Genomic DNA, 18,605 nt, shown 5'->3' with positions numbered 1-18,605 from the left:
AATTCTTGGCTAGGTTACGGCAAATGCCTTACCCAGCATTAACGATACTGGTAATAAAATAACAATAAATAAGGCTATCTGTACCATTCCAAATGCACTTGCCCAGGCTGCATTCATTAAAATTAAAGCAATTACACCTGCCTTTACTGCTTTGCCAATGTTGGGGCCAATGGGATTTTTCATCGCCCTTAACAATGGAATAAATATCATCAGTGCAAAGCCCAGTACAAATACGGCGGTAAGTGGCAGGTTGCCTTGTCTTATGCCAAAAAACAGGATGCTGGAAATGACAAGCGTATATAAAAGTGCGGCAAAATAAAGCATTTTCTTACTTCCGCCATGCACTTCAGCCCGGCTTACCATGGTAACCGAGGCAATGTAAATAATGGGTACTATAGCCAAAAACCACCATTGTTGTATAGCAGAAGGGATAATGCTCATGCCCAGCAGCAAATTCAGGCCCCGGCAAAGCCCCATATTCAAAGGTCCGAATATTGCGCTGTGCTTCAGGAATTTATCGTAAATGAGACAGGAGACCATAATGGCCGCTGCCAGATACTGTGAAGCCGGGTTGTAAAGCCCTGCTGTAAAAATGCCGATAAAGAAGAATATCCCGCCAAATAGGGTGGCTGCTTTTTTTGAGATCAGACCGCTTGGAATTGGTCGTTCCGGCCGCTCCCTGGCATCCAGTTCTGCATCAAAAACATCATTTAAAATAATGCCCCCGCTATACAGGCCTATGGTAGATAAACAAAGCAGCAGGACGGGCAGGTAGCTGGCGGTGCCCATAAAATACCCTGCCAGGGCCATCCCCGCCAGTACATCGGCCACAGCAGTAACTACATTGGCCGGTCGCATCAGCCTGATATATCCTAATAATTTCTTCACACTATGAAATGATGATGGAGTTTTTGTCTATTCTTGGTTGCTGCCCGCCACGTAAGATGGAATTGCTGGCAAACTTCTGGCTCTGGTCAATGTTTTTCACCCTTAAAAAGTCATTCTCATCAATCTGTCCGCTCTGTGCAAAAGCTGTAATGGCATTGCGGTAGGTAACCAGTTCAATGTCCTGAAGGCTAATGCCCGATCTTTTCATCAGGGCTGCAGTTTTAGGAATGGCCAGCGGATCACTGATGCCCCAGTCGGCCGCCGAATTGATCATGATCCTTTCCGATCCATATTGTTTCAGCACCTCTACCATGCGCTCATTCCCCATTTTGGTAAAAGGATAAATGGTAAAAGCAGCCCAAAAGCCCCTGTCCAACACCTCTTTTACGGTCTCCTCATTGTTATGGTCTACAATCACCATATAAGGGTCAAGGCCTTGCTCTATAGCAATATCCATACTGCGCTGGGTACCTTTTTTCTTATCGCGGTGTGGCGTATGGATCTGTACCGGCAAACCCGCTTCTTTTGCCAGGTCAAGCTGTAAGCGGTAATATTTCTCTTCGGCTGCAGTCTGGTCGTCAAAGCCAATCTCACCAATACCTACCACACCTTCCTTAAAAATAAACTGTGGTAAAATTTCCATCACCTGTTCTGCCAGCTGCTCATTATTGGCCTCACGGGAATTTAAGCCTATGGTACAATAATGCTTGATGCCAAACTGGGACGACCTGAACCGTTCCCAGCCAATCAGGCTGCTATAGTAATCGGTAAAACTGCCTAACTGGGTACGCGGCTGCCCCAGCCAGAAAGCCGGTTCAATCAGGGCAACAATTCCCGCATCGGCCATAGCCTGGTAGTCATCGGTAGTACGTGAAGTCATGTGTACATGCGGATCAAAGAACTTCATTCCGCTGATCTCGCTCAGGTCAAGCGAAGTCTGTATTTTTTCGCCTTTATTTCTCTCCTCAAAATTCTCATTACAGCACATAGTTATATTTTTTGGTTCATTAGTTCTATCAATTCATAAATTTCCGGTGCCACCGTTCTGTGGGCGGCCAGCCGCTCCTGTACATAATCCTGTAAAGTAAATGCCAGGGCCTCGTTCATCCTTGTCTGTAGCCCAACAATAAGCTTAACGTTCTTTTCAGTAAAAAATGCTTTCAGTACCAATTGGTTCCATGCCTGTTGCGACAAAAAGCCGGCAGGGTAGGGATTGTGGTACATGATGGCCTCCAGTACAATGCCTATATTGCTCCTGATCCCTTCTTCACACCTGCCGATCCATTCTTCCGGATAAAAGTAAAGCGGCAAAGCCGAATAGAGCGCCACCTGCTCATTCATTTCTGCAGCGGCAAACAGGCCGTTTATTTTTTTCAGATAGGTTTCCTTATCATCCGAAGGCAGTTGCATCAGCAGCCATACCCTGCATAGCCGGTCAATGGTCCAGTTTTCCAGCCCATAACCTGGCAACAGCTTAACGATTTCCTGTGTTTCCAAAGTAGTAAACGTAACCGGAGTTTTCGATGCGATACGTGGCAGATGTGCAAAACAAAGATGCAGCTGTACCGATTTGTCTTCCGATACAACCAGTTTCGCTTTATCCTGTAACCATTGGAAAGCCTCGGGCTGCAGGTTTTGTTTAATGAGCTGCAGGAAAAGACCACTGAGCTTATTTATCCCCTCTCTATCTATTAAAAACATATTTATTTCATTAAACTGCAACAAAATAATTAATGCCCAGCGCTGCACTGATGATCAGTAAACCAAAAAACTCCCTGGTTTTTTCGATATAAGGTTTTGTAGCCTGCATACTCTCTACCAGGCTCGGTGTCCGGTACTTCATGATCCAGTCGCGCACCCCATCTTTGGCAAAAAACAAAATGATTGCATAAATCAGATAGAAAGATATGGCAACCAGGTATATCGTAGGATAAAAATGATTAAAAATGGCAAATCCACAACAAATGGAAGCTATCATATAAATGGGTACCCAAAGCCAGGAATCGTTGTCGTTTAAATTTACATAGGCAAATCCGACAAATGCAATGCAAAAAATAGAATTTAAAATGCTCAACAGCATAACAATAAAGGTTAAGTTTGTGTGTTTTGTTTATTACTAATACAAATAAACAGATTATTAAGTCGATTTAGCAAGATCATATGTATTTTAGTTTTTTTATTGGTCATTAAACATTGCAGGTGGAGAAAGTGGTTTATACCCCGGCACACGATTATATTTTAGCAGATTTTAACCTGTCGGCACTAAACCTGTCGGATATTTTAAAGCACAATAAGGTTGGGGCAGATACCAGTGCCAAGGGTTTTTATGAACTGGTACCGGCAGAGATCAGCCTGAATTTTGCAGTTTTTGGAGATGCCGGGGGCGAGATGAACAATCCGCTTGTAACGGTCACACAAACACCCGACCGGGTATTGCTGTCCTGTTCCTGCCCCTCTGCTGCCGATGGCTTATGTGAATTCCAGGCCCGGGCCTTGTACAACATTATGGAGCGACAGCCATTGCGCCTTTTTTTTGATGCACCGCTAAGACATAAAAAATTAAAAGAGTTTGCGCAGGATTACGGGCTGGAGCAGGAAAAGAATCCGGATGATCATTTTGAGCTCAGCTATATAAAAGGTAGTCTCGGGATCAGCCCCAAAGTCAAAACCCTGTTTCCGGTTACCCAAAAAACAAAAGCGGAACTCGCAGCGTCCCTGCTCCCAAAAAAAGAATTTAACCTGCCGGTATCGGGTGGCCTCATCAAAAAGGAAATGCAGACGATTGTGGTGTTTAGCCAGCACCGTTATTACAGTCACCTTAACATCTCACTCTATGAAGGCCAGGCCAGTCGCGATGGCAAAATAAAGAACCCCTTAAAAGCCATTGATCCTTCCGATCTGCTTTGGACTACCGAGAACATCAGCGAGCTTAAATTTCTGAACGGTGTCCTTAAATTTCAGAATAACTACAATGCTGAAGCTTCCGGGTCCGACCTCGAAGGTTTAAGGGCACTGGCCAGAAACCCACTGGGACTCGACATCTACCTGCATGATCCTAAAATTTCGCCCAACATATCCGCCACTTCCATCAGCAGGATAAAACTTAAAATATTAGGGATAGACCTGGTCCTGTCGGTCAATGAAAAGGGCGATTTCTATGAATTGTCGGGTAAGCTGATGCTTGATGATCAGGCTATACCTCTTGAAAACCTGAGCATCAAACATCATTATTTTATCCAGCTCGATAAAACCCTGCACCTGATCGATAAGCCCGATTTTTTAAGGGTGATCGAATTTTTCAAAAAGCACTACGATAAAATGCTGATCCACAGGTCTAAGTTTGATGATTTTTATGAAAACATCCTTTCTAACCTGGAAGAAAAGGTTCGCATCAATTATGCTTACCTGAAGCCGGCTACCAAAAAACAGATAGAAGACAAAGGCTATGACCTGGAAAACGAACAGCTGATCTATCTGTCAGAGTCGGAAGATTTTGTGCTCATCACCCCCGTAATGCGTTATAGCAATACCGAAATCCCGGTGCTTTCGCGTAAGCAGATCATCGCAAAGGATAAATACGGCCATACTTTCAGCCTGCGGAGGGATGAAGCCGCAGAATTGCAGTTTATTGCCGACATTGCAAAGCAACATCCTTTTTTTGAAGAACAACAGGATGAAGACCTGCGGTTAGATTGTTTTTACATGCACCGCAAGCATTTTTTGGATATAGAGTGGTTTTTAAATGCCTTTGAAGCCTGGCGCAGCAAAGGGATAACCATTCTGGGTTTTAATCAGCTAAAAAACAATAACCTGAGCCAGTACAAGGCCAACATCTCCATCAAGGTGATCAGCGGGGTCGACTGGTTCGAGACCAAAGCAAAAGTAGAATATAACGACCAGGCCATTTCTTTAAAGCACCTGCACAAATCTATCCGCAACAAGAGCAAGTTTGTAAAGCTGGATGATGGCACAATGGGTATTTTACCGGATGAATGGATAGAAAAATTTACCAGCTATTTTAACGCAGGAGAGCTTGTTGAAGAAAGCATCCATACCCATAAGATCAATTACAATAAGATTGCCGAGCTGTATGACGAGCAGCTCTTTGACGAATCGGTAAAAGACCAGCTGGCCTTATACCGGGCCAAACTTTCCGGCCCGGAAAGCATACTGCCTGTTCCGGTGCCGGAAGGACTGAATGCAGAATTGCGGGGCTATCAGCAGGACGGCCTAAACTGGCTTAACTTTTTAGATGGCTTTAACTTTGGTGCTTGTCTGGCCGATGATATGGGCCTCGGAAAAACCATACAGATCATCGCATTTATATTGAGCCAGCGCAATAAGGGCCATCAGAATACCAATCTTGTGGTGGTACCGGCCTCTTTAATTTTTAACTGGCAGGCCGAGGTGGCCAAATTTGCACCTTCGTTAAAAATCCATACCGTTTATGGTGCCGACCGGCTAAAGGATATCCATCAGTTTGATCAGTATGAAATTGTGCTTACCTCTTATGGGACACTACTGGCTGATATCCGTTTTTTAAAGTCCTACTACTTTAATTACATATTTTTAGATGAGTCGCAGACCATAAAAAATCCGGATGCCCAGCGTTATAAGGCAGTGCGTTTATTGCAATCGCGCAATAAAGTGGTATTAACCGGCACGCCGATAGAAAACAATACCTATGATCTTTATGGGCAGCTTTCTTTCGCTTGTCCCGGCTTATTGGGTTCCAGACAACAGTTTAAAGAGTTGTATGCGGTGCCCATTGATCAGTTCAAAGACAGCAAACGGGCAAAGGAACTCCAAAAAAAGATCAGCCCTTTCATTTTGAGGCGTACCAAAGAGCAGGTAGCTAAAGAGCTGCCCGATAAAACCGAAATGGTCATTTACTGCGAAATGGGGACAGAGCAACGTGAGGTTTACGAAGCCGCAGTGCAGGACATTAAAGAATATATTGAGGGCAAAGCCGAAGATGAACTGGCCAAAAGCAGCATGTACGTTTTGCAGGGCATCACCCGCTTACGGCAAATCTGTAATTCGGCCACTTTATTAAAAGACGATAAGTTCTATGGCAATGCCTCTTCCAAAATGGAAGTGCTGCTGGAACAGATCGAAAGTAAATCCCCTAACCACAAGATCCTGGTGTTTTCTCAGTTTGTAGGGATGCTGGACCTGATCCGGGCCCAGCTTGGAGAGCGTGGCATTGCACATGAATACTTAACCGGCCAGACCCGCAACCGGCAGCAGGTGGTCAATTCTTTTCAGGACAATCCCGAGATACGTGTATTTCTTATCAGCTTAAAAGCCGGCGGGGTAGGGTTAAACTTAACCCGTGCCGATTATGTATACCTGGTAGACCCCTGGTGGAATCCGGCGGTAGAAAACCAGGCGATAGACCGGACTTACCGCATCGGACAGGAAAAAAATGTGGTGGCTGTACGTTTAATTTGTCCGGATACCATCGAAGAGAAGATCATGAAACTGCAAAATACCAAGAGAGACCTGGTAGATGACCTCATCAAAACCGATGTTTCCATCTATAAAACACTTTCCAAAAAAAATCTGCTCGGTTTGTTCAGTTAAAATTGTTGTTTCATTTTTTTAATAAAATACCTGTTTGTACAGCATATTTTTTTATCTTTAATTTTTGTCGTTAACGTACACGAGTAAACCAAACATAACAAAATGATGATCAAAAGAATGTTTTTTATGCTGTGCCTGATCTGGATGAGTGCAGCGAACCCGGCATTTAGCCAGCGGGTATCCATTATTCCGCAACCTTTAAGTGTTGCTGAACTTCCAGGAAACTTTAAAATCAATTCCCTTACCAAAATTACTTATGATGCGGGCAATTCCGACCTGAAGTCGGTAGGCCTTCAATTTTCCGATCAGCTAAAAAAGCTGTGCGGTTACGCCTTAAAAGTACTTCCGGCTACAGGTGCTGCAGGGAGCAATGTAATTGTGCTGACCACAAAAAACGCGGTAGACAGTCTGGGTGATGAAGGTTATACCTTAATTGCCAATGCAAAGGGCGTTACCATCAGCGGTAAAAAAGCACATGGCGTATTTTATGGGGCCCAAACCCTGTATCAGCTTTTGCCGGTAAAGGGAAAAAATAATGCCCTTGTTGCTGCACCGCTAATTCCGGCGGTAAAAATTGCCGATAAGCCACGCTTTGGCTGGAGGGGAATGATGCTTGACGTGGGCCGTTATTTTTACTCCGTGGAGTTTGTTAAAAAATACATCGACAACCTCGCTTTACATAAACTGAATGTGTTTCACTGGCATTTAACCGAAGACCATGGCTGGCGCATCGAGATTAAAAAATACCCCAGACTCACTTCAATAGGCGCATGGCGCAATGGAACGCAGTTTGCCAACAACCAGATCGATAACAATCCGCATGGCGGGTTTTACACGCAAGACCAGATCAGGGATATCGTTGCCTATGCGGCAAAACGCTATGTAACGGTGGTTCCCGAAATTGAAATGCCGGGCCATGCTACGGCAGCCCTGGTGGCCTATCCTAACGTTTCCTGCACAGGCGGGCCTTTTAAAATGCTGACAGGATGGGGTATCCAGAAAGAAGTTTTCTGTGCCGGAAAAGAAGAGACCTTTAATTTCCTGGAAGATATCCTTTCGGAAGTTGTAGCACTCTTTCCCGGTAAATTCATCCACATCGGCGGAGATGAATGTCCTAAAGACCGTTGGAAAGTTTGCCCAAACTGCCAGGCCAGGATGAAAAAAGAAAACCTGAAAGACGAGCATGAACTGCAAAGCTATTTCATCAGGCGCATAGAAAAATTCCTGACCACCAAAAATAAAAGCATTATTGGCTGGGATGAAATTCTGGAAGGCGGCCTGGCACCTAATGCTGCTGTCATGTCCTGGAGGGGCACCGAAGGTGGTATTGCTGCAGCCAAACAATTGCATGATGTAGTGATGACCCCCTACGATTTTCTTTACCTGGATTATTATCAGGGCGAACCCTATCTGGAACCAAAGGCAATAGGTGGTAATCTGCAGCTGGAAAAGGTATACAACTATGAGCCTGTACCAGCAGTGCTTACTGCCGAACAGGCAAAATATATTAAAGGCGTACAGGGCAATGTATGGGCAGAATTTATCCATTCGCCCGAAAAAGTAGAATACATGGCCTTTCCACGCGCTGCTGCGATGGCCGAACTGGCCTGGACCATACCAGCCTGGAAAAGCTGGACTGATTTTAGCCGCAGGATAGAAAAGCAATACCAGCGCTACGATGACCTGGGCATCAATTACGCCAGAAGCGCCTATAATGTATGGCATACCGTAACGGTCGACAGTGTGGCCAATAAAGCAAGGGTATCCTTTAAAACCAATAGTTATCAGCCGCAGGTGCGCTATAGCCTGGATGGTTCAGAACCAACAGTAAATTCGCTGGCCTACAGCAAACCCTTCGAAGTTAAATTACCAATCACCATTAAAGCAGCTACTTTTAAAGATGGCCGCCGCATGGGGGCAATCAGTTCCAGGTCAATATTTGTAGATCAGAATAAATAATTAAAACAAAGATAAATTGGTCGTTTGCTGTGCTGCAACCGCAGCAAACGAACCATTTTTGCCCTTAGGTTTAACTTTATGCTGATCAATCCATGCTGCATAATCCTCTTTTTTAATCGGCCCTGCCAGCAGCCCAGAGGCAAGCTGTATCAAAGCCAGCTTGTTTTCAATTACCTGACGGTATTTCTGTAACAGATGCACAATTTGCTGCTGGATTTTATTCTTGGGCTTAATCCTGATGTTCTTGTTCACCGGATTTAAAAGCTGCATGGTAAGCTCTTTGGTAAAATAAGTATGTGCCGAAGTAATCCTTTCCTGCAAGGCAGTTAATGCTGCAAAACCTTCTTTTTGGTGCAATTGCCTTACCTGTGTTTGAAAACGTTCTGTCAAGGTCATCAGTGCCGTAAGCGAAGTATTCAGCTGTCCCATTAAAGCCTTAAATTCAGATAGGTTTGCTTTGTTTATTTCAGTGTTGCCCGCAACAACGTCCAGCCCCCTTAAAACACTGTTCAAAGAAAAATGATCAAGTACCAGCTGCAGGATAAATTTTTCCTGTTCCCTGATCAGGATGGCATCCAGCTCCTCTTCCTTCACCGGTTTCATATAATTGATCACCTCGGTATTCGACCTTAAACTTTCCGTGCCGATCCTTGATTTTAACACCAGTCCGTTCAGTGTTCTTACACGGCTTAAAGCCACATATACCTGGCCTGCTACGAAAGATTTGCCTGCATCAATCACCGCCTGGTCGAAGGTCAGGCCCTGGCTCTTGTGAATGGTTACCGCCCAGGCCAGCTTAACCGGATATTGCGAAAACTCGCCTACCTGCTGCTGTACAATGGCTTCTTCGGTATCGGTTTTGTATTCGAAAGAGGCCCATGAAGTTTTTTCAAGCAAAAGATCTTCCTCCTGTGGAAAGGAAATCCAGATCCCGGCCCCGTTTACCGACTTTACCTTGCCGATCTTTCCATTATAAAATTTTCTGTCTTCGCCGGTGTCGTTTTTGATGAACATGACCTGTGCACCCTCTTTCAGTTTTAAGGTTTGTTCGGCCTGCAGGCTCAGGTCCCTGAACTCTCCGCTCACTTCGGCTTCAAAAGTATATTCGGTGCCGGGCAGCTCCTCCAGCTTCTCTTTATTGATGGCATTGGCTTCCGCATTATGGGAAGTGATGATGATGGGGTTCAACCCATCCACAGCACTGAACTGCGGGTCGTACCTTTTATTTAACAGGGCCAGGCCGCTTTCATCGATCTGGTTGTTCCTGATGTCATTTAAAATCTGGATAAATTCTATTTCCGTTTGCCTGAAAACTGTGGTCAGCTCTATTTGTAGCAGCGGATAACGGCGGATTACCAGGGCATCGAAAAAGTAAGGTGAGGGGTAGGCGCGACTTAAAAACGACCAGTCTTCCCTTTTGGTTACCGGTGGCAACTGGTACAGGTCGCCAATAAGGAGCAATTGCACACCCCCAAAGGGCATATTGTTTTTTCTTACCGAACGGAGGATGGCATCAATTACATCCAGCAGATCACAACGTACCATGGATACCTCATCGATCACCAGCAATTCCAGTTCATTAAACAGGCTGAGCTTATCCCTGGTATAGCTCAGGTCGGCAACCATCGACTGTATAGAAAGGAAACCCGACTGCAGGTTCTCCAGGTTAATGTCGCCCGGGAAAAAGGAACCCGGGGGCAGCTGAAAAAAAGAATTGATGGTACTGCCTTTTGCGTTCATGGCCGCAACACCTGTAGGGGCCACAACTGCCATCTTTTTGCTGCTGCTTTCTTTGATGCGTTTCAACAAAGTAGTTTTTCCGGTTCCGGCCTTTCCGGTCAGAAAAATGTTCTGATTGGTAAAGTCAATGAAAGATAAAACCTTGTCAGAAATTGAATGGGAAGCCGCACCGTTAGTCATGCCTCAAAAATAACTATTCTTGGGCAAGACTGCACAAATTCATTTTTTTCTATAGAAAAAAAAGCCCCCTCAGTGTTGGTCACTGCGGGGCTTTTTAATCTACTCAATTGTGTAGCTGCTTTTTTGTATAAACGAGCGGTTAAACATATCGGTAGCTTTTACTTCAATGCTGTGCCTGCCCGTTTGTAATCTGGTAGATATAGGGCCCTTCCACAAATGTGTACTTTTTGCCGGGTTAGAGGGGCGCCTGGCTTTTTTGGTTTTATCGGTAATGCTTTTCCAGGTCGCTACTTCGGCTATATAAAAAGGATCAAATTCAAATGTATGCTGTAAAGGCATCCAGCTGCCATCATCTATCCGATACTGCAGGATGTCATTTTTGGCACCTGTGTAAAAATTCACATACACATAGGCTGCGGTGTCCGTATCCTTTTTTAATTTTTCAGGTGCCGTAATGCGCATCTGGGTTGTTGCACCTTCACCGGCTACTTTATAGTCAATAATGTATTGATTTCCTCTAAAATGGATAAATCCATAACCTTTGGGGGTTCCATCCCGCATGGTAGAAACGGGCGTTCCGTTTTTATCACTAAGCCCGGAATAAAAATCGCCCGAGGCCGTTCCGATATTGAAATGGTGATGGGGTTTGTCCTGCAGCCATTCTGAACCCTTTACATAAAAATCCTGGCGCTGCATGTGCGTATGCGCGGATATGGAAAGGGTATGTGGAAAATCTTTCAGCAGGTTAAACAACTTAAGCCGGGTAGCCGGGCTAAACAGGAATTCGGGTTCGCTAAGTGGGATATGCATCGTCATTACCACCAGGTAATCTTTGGGCACATATTTCAGGTCCTGCTCTATAAACTTCAACTGGTCATCCCTTAAGCCTCCATAATAACCCCTGCCGTCGCGCGGGTCAGGATACAACACATCATCCAGCACCACAAAATGTACTTTTCCATAATTAAAAGCATAAGTTGTGGGGCCAAAATGCGCTTCAAAAGATTCATCAGATAAAGAATCTGCAGGCGCATCTGCATTCAGGTCGTGATTACCCATCATGTTGTACCATGGAATCCCTACCCGTTTAACCGCTGCGGTATAGGCAGGGAAAAGGTCAAGCTTGTCGCCCACCTCATCGCCCATACTGATGCCGAAAGACACATTTTTAATGCCTTCTACTTCGCTGATGACGTCCTTTACAAAATAATCTACCTGCTCCTGGTTATATACCTGCGGATCACCAAAAATCAGGGCCGTATAGTTGTCCTGTTCCCAAACAGGTTTCAGGGCAAAATTTACAGCTGCCGGCAATGGGCCGGTAGGGGCTACACCTTTGTATTTGAATTGTGGGGAGCCCTGAGGTTTGTGGATGTAAAAGTATTGGGGCAGGTTGTCTGCATTCAGTGGAACCTGGTAGCCAGTGGGTTTGATGACACTGATGATGTTGTCGTTCCCAACCGGTAAAGTGTAATAACCCTTGCTGTTGGTTTGCACCACTTCCTGTCCGTTGGTCACCGCAACATTGGCAATTCCCTTTTCGGTTTTGTCTTTTTTGCCATTCCAATTGGCATCGGCAAACACATAGCCCGAAGCCGTGTTTTGGGCTTTTAACGCACAGGATAGGAGTAAAAACAGTAAGAAACTGAGTGGTTTCATTTGACTTTATATTAAAAGCCCTGCCTGGGTACCGAAGTGCCCAGGCAGGGCCGGGATGTTATTTCGTTGCCGAATATTTATAAACAATTACTTTATTGTCGCTGCTCGGACTTACAGCAAGATAAGGAATGCCATCCGGGGCAACCTGAAGGTCAAATGTGTTGATCTTCCCTGAAAATACTAACCTTGGTGTATTCCAGTTTTTAGTATGGTCGTTAAAAGTGCGCACATATAGTCCGGTCGTATTGGCAAAGCCGAAATATAATTTACCATCAGGGTCTATTGCCAATGCATACTTCTCGTTCTGGTCCTGGCTGTTTCCGGCCGAACCAAGTTCTTCCCAGGTGGTACCATTAAACTTCATGATCCGGTTTAAGCGCTGGTTGGCTGATACGGTCTGGAAACCAATATAAACGGTACCATCGGCCGATGCCGCACCAATTACAGAAGTATATCCCGGCAAACCGTCAGAAGTTCTGAAGCCTACAAGCCCAACCGGCGCCCAGGTATTGTTAGTTAATTTATACATACTGAAATTAGAGTTCCTGTCCAGCACAGCCATGTAACCTTTCCCGTCCAGCCCTCTGAATACCTGTACAGCACCAATCAGGTTGTTTGCGATTGCAGGGGTAATGTCATTCCAATTGTTATTGGTATAATTGCTTGCGTATATGGCACGTTTTAAATAGCCCGTAATGGCGGTAAAGGTAGAAGCACCTATTAATGGCTGATTGTTTTCACCTACAGTAAATGAAAATTTATCTACCCGCATCGGACTGAAATTTTTAGCCCCTACTGCAGTCCAGCTGTCATTGGTATATTTCAATACGGTTGCTTTCTGCAGCCCATCTAAATAATCTTTATAGCCTACATAAGGCGTTCCCTCTTCATCGAAAGCAATGTTAATAATATCTACCTGGGTGTCAGAAATCCCCATTGCACTGCCAATGTTTTTCCAGATGGTTCCATTGAGGGCAATGACTGCAATTTTTTTCTCAGTGGCCGGAATAACAGCACCGCTTTCGTTTTTACCCGTTCTGATATAGGCCAGGTAAGGCTGTTTGGTAAAAGGGTGGATGGCCATTTTTACGTCAGTGGCTTCACTACCTATAATACTCTTATCGCCAATCATCCACCATTGTGCCCCTATAAATGAGATTTTCGCAGTAAAATCCAATGCTGTGGCTAAACCTGCTGCATTAAATGTGTAGATTAAATTACTGCTAAAATTGTTTACTGTTTTCTGGCTCTCCTGTGCTACGACACCGATCTTTAAAGTAGCGCCAGCTGTAGTTTGAAATCTTGCAATCAGCTTTGTCAGGTCAACAGATTCAGGAATATCAATGTCAATCGTCAGGCCTCTTATTACGGCCTTGTAATCTCCTTCAAGTACGCCCGGGTTATCCTCCTTAAAAAAGCCAAACGATTGAAGGGCGATCTTTTTTTCTACCCTTACCGTATAACTCCTCCTGCTTTTGTCTTCAGCCTTTACACTATACGAAATCGCATTTGTAAAGTCCATTTCAGAAATACCCGACTCCTGCACCTCGGCACCAACCTGTACAATGGTTCTCGGATTATCCACTACAAAGCTGGCTTTCAGGTTGGTCACATCAACTTCTATAGGGAGTGAAACAACGATTTCATCACCGGTGATGACGCCTGGGTATTCTTTATCTGCACCTTGTGCATCCTTAACAACGAATTTGAAGGACTCAATGCCCTTGCCATACATCACAGGATCTTTTTTACAACCTGCATGTATACCTGCTACAATAAGCAGGAGCAGGGTTGTGATATTTTTAATGTTCTTCATAACAATTAGTTTAGGGTCTTAAAATTTTCAGGCATCAATACGGCTTTGATACCCGGCGTTTCAATCATGTATTTTTTTGCATAATCAGCTACCATAGCCGGACTGATCTTATGGATCATGTTTTCGTAGTCGTTAAAATAACTGTAGTCCTTAAAACCAAAGTAAAACTGGTTCCTCAGGGCCGAGCTCCAGAACAGGTTTTTATCGGCTTGTTTTTTATAGCTGTCAATTTGCTGTACTTTAATGTTTACCAGGTCGCTGGTAAAATATGATGGATCGGCAGCTACTTTTTTAACTTCTTCCTGTGCCTGTTTGATCAGGAACGCTGTCGATTCTGGTGCACAGGTAAAGGTAATTCTGGAACGGATCAATGGAGCTGGTACATTGGTTGCCGAAACAGATACGCCAACACCATATACGCCCGAATTTTCTTCCCGCAGGTTTAAACGCAGTTTTACCTTCAATACTTCCTGCAACAGGGTCTGCACCAGAATTTCAGGGTAATCGTAGTTTACCTTATTGCTCTGGTAAAAGAGGTTCACGGTGCTTTTTGGCGCTGCACCGGCATACATTAAGATATCCTTAGCGGTATGACCGCCAACGGGGCCCTTGTATTCAAACTGTTTATGATAATCACCGGCAGGTAAACCACCAATATATTGTTCTATTAAAGGTTTAATGCTATCCGGCTCAAAGCCGCCAACAACCACAAACTGAAAATCCTTTGCTGAAGCAAACCTGCTTTTAAAAACAGGGATAATGTTTTCAAAACGGAGTTCTTTATTGATGCGTTCTTCCGATACCGCTGAAGCGTAATCATCATCGCCTTTTAACAGTTCACTGATGGCTTTATTGTAAGCATAATTTGGCGATAGCTTGTTGTTTTCCAGCTGTTCTATGGTCTGGCGTTTGGCCTGTTCAAAAGTTACCGGGTCAGCATTTGGGTACATCCATTTCAGGTACATTAACTGGAACATGGTTCTTGCATCTTTCCAGTCTGCACTTGTAACCACACCTTCTCTGGTACCCGAAAGCACCAGTGTGGCCGAAGCCGAACTACCGGTAAGGAACTGGCTAAGGGCAGGGCGGCTAAAAGGACCTGCGCCGCTTAAACCGGTTACCGGCTTTACAAACTGGGCGGTGATGTATTGTGTAGAATCCAGTGCGTAAATACCACCTTTTCTAAAGCCAGATAAAGAAATGTAATTTTTACGTTCTGCAGTAGGTTTCAGGTAAACAATGGTACCATTGCTCAGGGTCCATTTGATGACCCCCACAGCGTCAATTTTTTCTTCTCTGACTACTTTACCCGGTACAGGTTCCTTTGCCAGCAATTGATCAGGAACGCTAAGCTGATCTGACCATGGCGCAACAGGTTCTGCTGCGGCTTTGGCAAACATGGCTTTTAAAGCAGCCTCATCCGGTAAGCTGCTCTTATCCTTTTCCGGGCCGGTAAGCAATACTACCGTATTTCCTGGCTGGTTTACCGATCTTAAAAAGTTCAGTAAACTTATAGAATCAATTTGTGCTGCATATTTTAGCGCCAGCCTGTTGCGCTCTGTTCTGGCCAGCATGGTACTGCCATTGTAAAACACATCGTGGATCTCATTTACATAAGTTTCCGGTTGTGTCTTATCTTCTGCCGCTTCCGAACGTTTGATGGCCGCAATATATTCCGACTGGTATTTTTTGATCTCCCCGGCGGTAAAACCATAGCGGAAAATGCGCTGGGCTTCTGTAAGGTACTGGGCTATGCCTGCTTTAACCTGATCGTGGTACAAAGCTGCGCCACCAGAAACAATGCCGTTCTTTAAAACAATGTTGCCGACCGATAAACTGCCTTCTTTAAAGTCGTTTTTTAGCTGTGAAACCCTGCTGAAGCGGCTTTTGGCCAGGGCATTGAAAAATGAGCGTGTAAGCTGGGCCTTATAGTCCTGCTCGGTTTTAATGCCCTTAAAGGATTTGATTTTATTGAAAACACTCAGTTCAATGGCATTGGCCTCCTTATCCGTAAGGATAGAAAATAAGGTGTCCCTGTGTGCCGGCAGTTCATAATAAACCCTTGGGGCCTTGCTTTTGGCCTTATACTGGTTAAACTCATTTTTAATATAAGTTTCTACCTTTTTAGGGTCTATGTCTGTTACAATGGCAATAGACATCAGATCGGGCCGGTACCATTGCTCATAAAAATCAACGATGGTCTGGCGCTTAAAGTTTTTCAGAATGTCTACTTTACCTATGGGCAGGCGCTCAGCATACCTCGATTTATTGAATAACACCGGCAGGTACTGTTCCCGTAAACGGTTTGCCGCACCTTGTTTGCTGCGCCATTCTTCTATCACCACACCCCGTTCTTTATCAATTTCATTGCTGTCGAAGGTCACACCAAAAGCCCAGTCGGCCATGATGTCAATAGATTTCTCCAGATTTTTCTCATCTTCAGTATTGATGCTGATCTTGTATACCGTTTCATCAAAACTGGTATGGGCATTTAAATCGGCACCAAACTTTACCCCTTTGGATTCCAGGAACTCAATTACATCATTTTTCGAATAATGTTTTGTCCCGTTAAAGGCCATGTGTTCAATAAAATGGGCCAAACCCAGCTGATCCGGGTTTTCCTGTAATGAGCCTGCATTCAAAAATAACCTTAACACCGAATTTTCGGGTGTTTTATTGCTTTTGTAAATGTAATAGGTAAAGCCATTTTTAAGCTTCCCTGTTACCAGATTGGGGTCTTGCTGTAATGGCTGGGCATAGCTGCGGGGACTTAAAAATCCCATTCCGGCCAGCCACAACACCATTAAAATTATTGTCTTCCTCATCCTGTTGTGCTTTACTTTTTGATGATCAATAATTCCCTTTCCAACTGATCCGGACCCGGCATTCCGAGCGTAAAGTTCCGGGTGTTGCTAAGCAGGCGTATGGTTAAAGTGTTGTTTTTAGCGGGGTCAAGAACAGATTCCTTCCAGGCGATTTTAATAGGACGTTCGAAGATGCCCTGAGGGAAAGTAAGTGTTGGTCCTTTTGTAATCAGCACAAAGTCGCGGTTCTCCTGAAGCCCGTCACCTACGATCACTTCATAGGTCAGGTCTATAGGTTCAAACTGAAGACTGGAGCTCAGGTAAACTTTGTAACTCACGGTATCTTTACGGTTAGACAATACCTCAATCCTGGACCGGCTGTCGAAATTAATATGAAAGAAAGGGTGATCATAAGGAACCGTTTCCTTAGAGCAGGAAGAGACCAACACCAGCAGTAATAAGATTGCAGGAACTAATAAATATGTTTTTGTATGCTTCATTTTCTTAAAATTAATTGAAACCCGGATTTGGGATAAGTGCTTTATTTGCATCTGTTTCCTTGGCAGGAATTGGCAGGACAAATTTGTCGTTGGGATAGGTAAGAAGGCAGGTAGTAGAATTACAATCGGTTCCTCTTACCATGCTTTCCTTGCGTCTGGCAAGGTCAAAGAAACGATGTCCTTCAAAACAGAGTTCGCGGTTCCTTTCATCAGCAATCTGTCTGGAAAGTAATGCAGGATCTGAATTGTAGGTAATGGTTACCGGCGATTTATGTGCCCGCTGTGCAATGACCGTCAGGTCTGCTGCTGCTTCAGGATATTGCTTTAAATTCCATTTTGCCTCGGCACGGTTTAAATAAAGTTCTGATAACCGGATAACCTGTATCATTGGCGGATTAACCGAACTGACTAGCCCGTCTCCATATTTTTTTGTTAATGAACTGCCTGCATTTTGTCCGCTTGTCGGAACGGTAAACATTTCCGTAAGCCTGATGTCATCATTGTTATTGCCAAACGATGATTTTATTTTTACCGAAGCCGCATATCCGGCAGTTGCGGCATCAGAAAATGTAGAAAATATACTTGATACCCCGCTCGTAAGCCCGTTATTGGTCAGTGCAAAAATGTTTTCAATTTTAGGACTGGCATCAGCCTTGGGTGTCATCAGGAATACAGATTTGTACTCGGCCTGGGTAGCCAGTCTATACGCGTTATCGTTAATCACCATATTGGCATAATTGATACACTGCGTCCAGTCGCCTTTATACAGGTATACCCGCGAAAGCAAGGCCAAAGCCGCCTGGTAGGTAATTTTTACCTGGGTGGTGTGGTTGGCATATTTTTGCAGTAAAGGCAAGGCGTCATTAAGGTCCAGGATGATCTGGTCATAAGTCTGCTTCATCGTTTTCCTGGCAACGGGCTCGCCGGGGCTGGGTGTTTTGAGCAATACCGGCACACCTAAATGTGAGGCATCTGTGGTAAAATTATAAGGTTGTGCATAGGCCCTGCTCAAATCGAAATGGCATAGTGCACGCATCACCAGCGCTTCTCCTTTTATGCCGTCCAGGCTTGCTGCCTGATCCGGGAATTTTGAGGATAGCGATGGGATTGCAGCCAGAATATTGTTTGCACCATTTAAAGCTTCAAAAATATTTAACCAGATGTGTCCAACAGCAAAGGCATCGTCGCCACTTGAACTTTGGAAATTAAATTGTGGCAGCATTACCGATGTGCTGTTTCCGCGGATCAGGTTATCCGATGTAACATCGGCATACATGCCAAATTCATTTTTATAATAAAACAATATGGAATTATAGGAACCGTTAATGGCCAGTTTTGCGCCATCTACTGTTTCAAATAAGGTATTTTTTCCAGTTTTTCCAATCGGTTCTTTTTCCAGGAATTTTTTGCAGGATACCATTGTAATGGCTACAATGACCAGCATAGATAGGGTATAGCTAATTTTTTTCATCT

12 protein-coding genes are annotated in these 18,605 nt (G+C 44.4%); 2 read left to right on the top strand and 10 right to left on the bottom strand.

The genetic code is table 11. The features are described 5' to 3' along the window. Positions 1-9: 9 nt before the first annotated feature. From eboC to HDC92_RS17355, 4 genes are read right to left on the bottom strand one after another with little or no spacing between them, the layout of a single operon-like run. A complete protein-coding gene (eboC, locus tag HDC92_RS17370; RefSeq protein ID WP_012780606.1) occupies positions 10-888 on the bottom strand; it encodes a UbiA-like protein EboC in 879 nt (292 codons plus the stop codon). Position 889: 1 nt separating this feature from the next. After that, a complete protein-coding gene (locus tag HDC92_RS17365) occupies positions 890-1,876 on the bottom strand; it encodes a TatD family hydrolase (protein ID WP_012780607.1) in 987 nt (328 codons plus the stop codon). A 2-nt stretch (positions 1,877-1,878) separates the two neighbouring features. Then, a complete protein-coding gene (locus HDC92_RS17360) occupies positions 1,879-2,589 on the bottom strand; it encodes an EboA domain-containing protein (protein ID WP_012780608.1) in 711 nt (236 codons plus the stop codon). A 10-nt stretch (positions 2,590-2,599) separates the two neighbouring features. Next, complete coding sequence (locus HDC92_RS17355; RefSeq protein WP_183876330.1) at positions 2,600-2,968, bottom strand: transmembrane 220 family protein; 369 nt, start codon at positions 2,966-2,968, stop codon at positions 2,600-2,602. Between the two features lie 119 nt (positions 2,969-3,087). Here HDC92_RS17355 and HDC92_RS17350 point away from each other — a divergent pair, with 119 nt between their 5' ends. Together HDC92_RS17350 and HDC92_RS17345 are read left to right on the top strand one after the other, a co-directional pair. Further along, positions 3,088-6,474 (top strand): DEAD/DEAH box helicase, encoded by a 3,387-nt coding sequence (locus HDC92_RS17350; RefSeq protein WP_317618100.1) that lies wholly within the window; start codon positions 3,088-3,090, stop codon positions 6,472-6,474. Between the two features lie 102 nt (positions 6,475-6,576). Continuing rightward, complete coding sequence (locus HDC92_RS17345; RefSeq protein ID WP_183876326.1) at positions 6,577-8,433, top strand: beta-N-acetylhexosaminidase; 1,857 nt, start codon at positions 6,577-6,579, stop codon at positions 8,431-8,433. Here the strand turns inward: HDC92_RS17345 and HDC92_RS17340 are convergent, their stop codons facing one another. From HDC92_RS17340 to HDC92_RS17315, 6 genes are all read right to left on the bottom strand, one after another. Continuing rightward, the gene (locus HDC92_RS17340; RefSeq protein WP_183876324.1) at positions 8,434-10,353 is read right to left on the bottom strand and encodes an ATP-dependent RecD-like DNA helicase; all 1,920 of its coding nucleotides are present in this window, start codon (positions 10,351-10,353) and stop codon (positions 8,434-8,436) included. Positions 10,354-10,452: 99 nt separating this feature from the next. Continuing rightward, on the bottom strand, positions 10,453-12,012 hold the full coding sequence (locus HDC92_RS17335) for a calcineurin-like phosphoesterase C-terminal domain-containing protein (RefSeq protein WP_183876322.1): 1,560 nt from the start codon (positions 12,010-12,012) through the stop codon (positions 10,453-10,455). Between the two features lie 58 nt (positions 12,013-12,070). Beyond that, positions 12,071-13,828, bottom strand: a complete 1,758-nt coding sequence (locus tag HDC92_RS17330) for a hypothetical protein (RefSeq protein ID WP_183876321.1) — start codon at positions 13,826-13,828, stop codon at positions 12,071-12,073. Positions 13,829-13,833: 5 nt separating this feature from the next. Next, positions 13,834-16,653 carry a M16 family metallopeptidase gene (locus tag HDC92_RS17325; protein ID WP_255484568.1) on the bottom strand — a complete coding sequence of 940 codons (2,820 nt, stop codon included), beginning with the start codon at positions 16,651-16,653 and terminating at the stop codon, positions 13,834-13,836. 11 nt (positions 16,654-16,664) lie between these two features. Then, on the bottom strand, positions 16,665-17,132 hold the full coding sequence (locus HDC92_RS17320; RefSeq protein WP_012780616.1) for a hypothetical protein: 468 nt from the start codon (positions 17,130-17,132) through the stop codon (positions 16,665-16,667). 10 nt (positions 17,133-17,142) lie between these two features. Next, entirely contained in the window at positions 17,143-18,603 is a 1,461-nt protein-coding gene (locus tag HDC92_RS17315) for a RagB/SusD family nutrient uptake outer membrane protein (protein ID WP_183876319.1), read from the bottom strand. Between the last annotated feature and the right edge of the window lie 2 nt (positions 18,604-18,605).

This window comes from Pedobacter sp. AK017 (genome assembly GCF_014200825.1).
In the GTDB taxonomy this organism is placed as follows: domain Bacteria; phylum Bacteroidota; class Bacteroidia; order Sphingobacteriales; family Sphingobacteriaceae; genus Pedobacter; species Pedobacter heparinus.
Note: the sequence above shows the minus strand (reverse complement) of the source record. Positions and strands in the feature narration are given on the sequence as shown.